This window comes from Elusimicrobiota bacterium, assembly GCA_040757695.1.
In the GTDB taxonomy this organism is placed as follows: Bacteria; Elusimicrobiota; UBA8919; order UBA8919; family UBA8919; genus JBFLWK01.
This window is the reverse complement of record JBFLWK010000130.1, coordinates 1-4,475: the sequence shown is the minus strand read 5'-3', so window position 1 is coordinate 4,475 and position 4,475 is coordinate 1. Positions and strand designations below refer to the sequence as shown.

At 34.3% G+C, this 4,475-nt stretch carries 5 protein-coding genes; all 5 read right to left on the bottom strand.

The window, feature by feature from the left end; translation table 11 throughout:
- On the bottom strand, nt 1-846 hold an 846-nt coding region (locus AB1349_12990; protein MEW6558240.1), incomplete at its 3' end, for an amidase domain-containing protein.
- Entirely contained in the window at nt 843-1,703 is an 861-nt protein-coding gene (locus tag AB1349_12985) for a HEAT repeat domain-containing protein (protein ID MEW6558239.1), read from the bottom strand. The genes AB1349_12985 and AB1349_12990, both read right to left, overlap by 4 nt.
- 66 nt (nt 1,704-1,769) lie before the next feature.
- Nucleotides 1,770-2,636 (bottom strand): hypothetical protein, encoded by an 867-nt coding sequence (locus AB1349_12980; GenBank protein MEW6558238.1) that lies wholly within the window; start codon nt 2,634-2,636, stop codon nt 1,770-1,772.
- The gene (locus AB1349_12975) at nt 2,633-3,589 is read right to left on the bottom strand and encodes a tyrosine-type recombinase/integrase (protein ID MEW6558237.1); all 957 of its coding nucleotides are present in this window, start codon (nt 3,587-3,589) and stop codon (nt 2,633-2,635) included. The genes AB1349_12980 and AB1349_12975 overlap by 4 nt, the downstream gene beginning before the upstream one ends.
- A partial coding sequence (locus tag AB1349_12970; GenBank protein ID MEW6558236.1) for a tyrosine-type recombinase/integrase occupies nt 3,576-4,475 on the bottom strand: 900 nt, incomplete at its 5' end. The genes AB1349_12975 and AB1349_12970, both read right to left, overlap by 14 nt.

The window sequence follows — 4,475 nt, the reverse complement described above, 5'->3', positions numbered from 1 at the left end:
GTAATTATTTCCGTCATAATCAGAACCTTGATTTTGGGGAATTGTATATTTCCCGCACCAAGTATCATTGGAATAAAATGTTGTTGTCCAGCCGTTTGTTCCGCCGTCGGGCTGGAAGTATTTTGCTACATAAGGAAGTTTGCTAAATGAAACTTGATTAGAATTGGTTTTCATCGGAGTGTCAAAAACTACTTTAAGTTTTATTTCACCAACTCCAACAACCTCTGAAATATGGACAACTAATTGATTGGTGTCATAATTATGATAACCATGATATTTAATCTGATAATTTTGCTGAATTTCCACATGTTTTGCGATTGGGGAATCGGGAATCTGAATATATCTTACAATACTATAAACTGCGGCGTAACTACTCAACGGTTCGTGAGAACGGTCATTTGTATGAGCATTAACTTTTATTGTATCTAATGTAGACCCTGCTTCAACCACAATTACTGTATGTATATATGGGTCTTCATCATCACCCAAGGAAATAACATCACCAACTTTAAAATTAGACGGTATCGTATTTACACTAATTGTTGCACCATGATAATTCTGTAAAGCACTTGGCATTTCAGCCACTCTGATTATTGTATTACCTATTCCCATATATCCTTGATTTGTAAACCTTAATCCACCATCAATCAAACATTGTGAAACAAAATTTGTGCAATCTCCACCTTCCTCACTGTAATCATGATATACAGGATTACGACCATACGCCCAAGTATCGGCATAGTTTACCGCTTTTATGCGGTCATATGAAAATAAATCAGCAGATAAAAATAATTGAAAACCAATACTACAAAATAATAAAAAATATTTTCGGTAAATTGCTTTCATTTTTTACCTTCCTTTTTATCTCTTTTCTGCTCTGCATCTTTTAATTCTTTTTGTAATTCTTGATATTCTAATTCTTGTAATCTCTTTTTACTTTTTTCGTCTCCAATTTGTTTTAATATAGATTTTCCTATATTTTTTACTCTGGGATTTTCAGATTTAAGAATATTCTCTATCTTTCCTTGGACAATATCTTTATCACCCATATCGTGTAAATAATATACCGCTTCAGCACAAACTAATTCGTCTTTATGATTAAGAAGTTTATTCATAATTATTTTTGCCTTGTTCTTGTCATAATAAACTCTTTTTCTTATTTCACCTTTCTTGTCATCATAATCAATAAGTTTAGAATATGATAATACTTCTGGATGTCCTTCTTCTGCATATTTTTCTAAAATCGGTAAAGCAATCTTTTTTTCTTCTTCATTTCCTAGTTTCATTAAAACAGTCGCTCCTATAATTTTATGTTCTCCATTTTCTAAAACTTGTTTTTTGAATATAGGAACAATCTTTTTATCATTAAATCCAGATAACATTTGAGCAGTCATTTTTCTAATTCCCTTGTCTGAATCTTCTACCATAACCTTTGCTAATGGTTCTATTGCTTTTGGGTCTTTTGAACGAGAAAGAAGAAGGATTGCTTTCTCTCTTGCAACCCAGTTTGAATTATCTAATTCCTTAATAAGTTTAGGAACTCTGTTTTTAAGTTTGTTCTGTTCTTTTTTTTGTTCTTTTTGAAATTCTAAAAATTTCTTTTGACCTTCTAAATTTTGTTCTTGTGCTAATAAAAACTTTTCAGATTGCAATCCAGCAAACATATTTAATACTAATACTCCGCATATAATTGGTTTTAGCATGGTCTTGTTCCTCCCCGTATATTTTATTTGACACTCCGATGAAAACCGATTCTAATCAAGTTTCATTTAGCAAACTTCCTTATGTAGCAAAATACTTCCAGCCCGACGGTGGAACAAACGGCTGGACGAACACATTTTATTCCAATGATACCTGGTGTGGGAAATATACAATTCCCCAAAATCAAGGTTCTGATTATGACGGAAATAATTACATAAGTATTTTTGCTCGTGGTCTTGACAATTCACCGATTGACCCAGACGAAGATTTAACGACTTATAATTTGTCAAATACAAATCCTGACCTTTTGCATCTTTTTGCTTTTGAAAATTTATATTTTTCTGACGATATCCAAAATCTGACTTTTGCAAAGTGTTGCTACTCAAAACAGAGGTTTTCCAATGTTTAATAAAATGAATTTTACCATTTTTCCGTCTATAATTAAAGTTATCAAAAATTCCTTCTCGTCGGTAATTTCCTCTACCTTGACGGGAGAGGGTTGGGGTGAGGGTGATATTAACTTTATTAAAATTCATTTTCCGTCTATAACAGGGGGATACCCAACCATTACCCGCACCAGAATAATCAATTACAGGGCAACTATGAGGGGTAGTGTGAGAGACATTTTTAAGAGTGTCATCAGAAAAATCAACAATCTTATGATTATCCCTCATACTCATCACCCCCTTATCGCTCACCGACAGCAATCGTCCTCGCACACCCCAATAATCAGGGTGGCTCGTCCTTTGTTCTGTCAGTTCGCTCTTTCGCCCCTGCGGGTCGTGTGGTCGTCTGACGACGCCCTTAAATACAAAGTCAATTCCTTCGTTATAGGGAGTGTCAAAAGATTTTCCGTCATCACCCAAATTATTTTCACTGACTTTATTAAAAGATTTTTCACAATTATTTTTTACAGATTTTCCGCAAAAGTTCATATCAATAACCTCTGTCTTTTTTCCTTCGGATGATGTTTATTGTAATATTTCCTTAATCCTTTTAATGTCACCTTGCTATACAACTGCGTCGTCTGTAATGAACCGTGTCCAAGAAATTCCTGTATATACCTTATGTCCATTCCATTCTCTAATAAATGTGTCGCTATACTGTGCCTGATTGTGTGGGCTGTTATCGGCTTGGAGATTCCGCTTACTCTGGCATATTTCCTAAATAAATCACACATCCCCTGCATCCAAAATGGTGTCCCGGATAAAGTGAGAAAAACAGTGTCGTTGCTGTTTCCATTTTTTAGGAGTCGTGGTCGGATTACTCGCAGATATTCTTTCAGATACTCGGTGGCTATTTTGGTAAGCGGGAGCATTCTCTCTTTTCCTCCCTTTCCGTCCTTAATTATACAAATTTTTTTCTCTAAATCCAAGTTATTTATTTTTAGTTTCCTTAACTCGGTATTTCTCATTCCAGTTGAGTAAAATAACTCAAAGATTGTTTTATCTCTAAACCCAATTACTGTGTCTGTCCGAGGAATATCCAAAAATTTTTCCACTTCTTCCTGCGAGAGAATCGTTCTCGGCAGTCCCTTTTTTATCGTTGGTATTTCCATATCTTTTGCTGGATTGTAAAGTATTATCAGGTTTTTAGTAAGCCATTCAAAGAAATATTTGACGGGTTGTAATTTTGTGGCTATACTCTGCTCACTATATGGTTTATTGTTTTCCGGTTGACAGAATTTTCTTAACATTGTGTTATACTCGGTAATCATTTCTTGGTTTACATCTGCAATTTTGTTTATCCCTTTTCCCTCTAAAAATTTCTCAAAATGGTTTATTGCATAACCAGTATGCTCTATCGTGTCATTAGAATAATTATTGTTTTTCAAATATTCCAAATATTTCTCTCTTAATTTTTCTATTTCTGTTTTATACTGTTGCATAGTTATATTTGTCCTTATTCCCCATCGGGATTTTTATTTCATCACTAAATCTTTTTATTGGTATCCTGTTTATTTCTCTCGGATGATATTTTTTTAATAGTTCCCGCAATTTTTCTTTTTCTATGTGAGTATATACCTGGGTCGTTTGGATTGTCTCATGCCCCAAAAATGCCTGAACATACCGAATATCCATCCCGCTCTCTAAAAGATGAGTGGCTACTGAATGCCTAAATGAATGACAAGGTGCTACTTGTTTTGTTATACCTGCTTGTTTTATGTATCTTTTGAGCATCGTGTCAATCCAACCCTGTGATATTAAACCACCATAAACAGTCAAAAATAATATCTCTTCACCTGTCTTTGACTTCTGTTCCCAATTATTTCCAGAAGGTCTTGGACATTTTGCTAACTCTGGTCTTACCTTTCTTAAATATCTCTCTAAAAATCTGCAAGTCGGTGTATTAAGTAAAACATATCTGCTTTTTCCACCCTTACCTTTATTTACTCTCAAAACTTTTTTGTCTAAATCAACATCACTAACTTTTAATTTTATTAACTCACCTGCTCTTATCCCTGTTGAATACAAAACTTCCAAAATTGTCCTGTCTCGGTAGCCGAGTGTTGTTCTTATCTGCGGTTGTTTCATTATCCTGTTTATCTCCTGCACTGTCATTATTCCTCTCGGAAGTGGTCTTTTATCCTTCGGCATTTGCCAACCTTCCGTTATATCCCGGTAAATTATTCCTTTCTTCACAAGACACTTAAAAAAGTTCCTTACCGACATTAACCGGGTGACTATTGTTGAACTCGTCAGATTATTTCCTTTCTTTGTTTTGTATCTCGTTAAATATCCTTTGTAGTTCTCTAAATTTTCATGATTCACTTT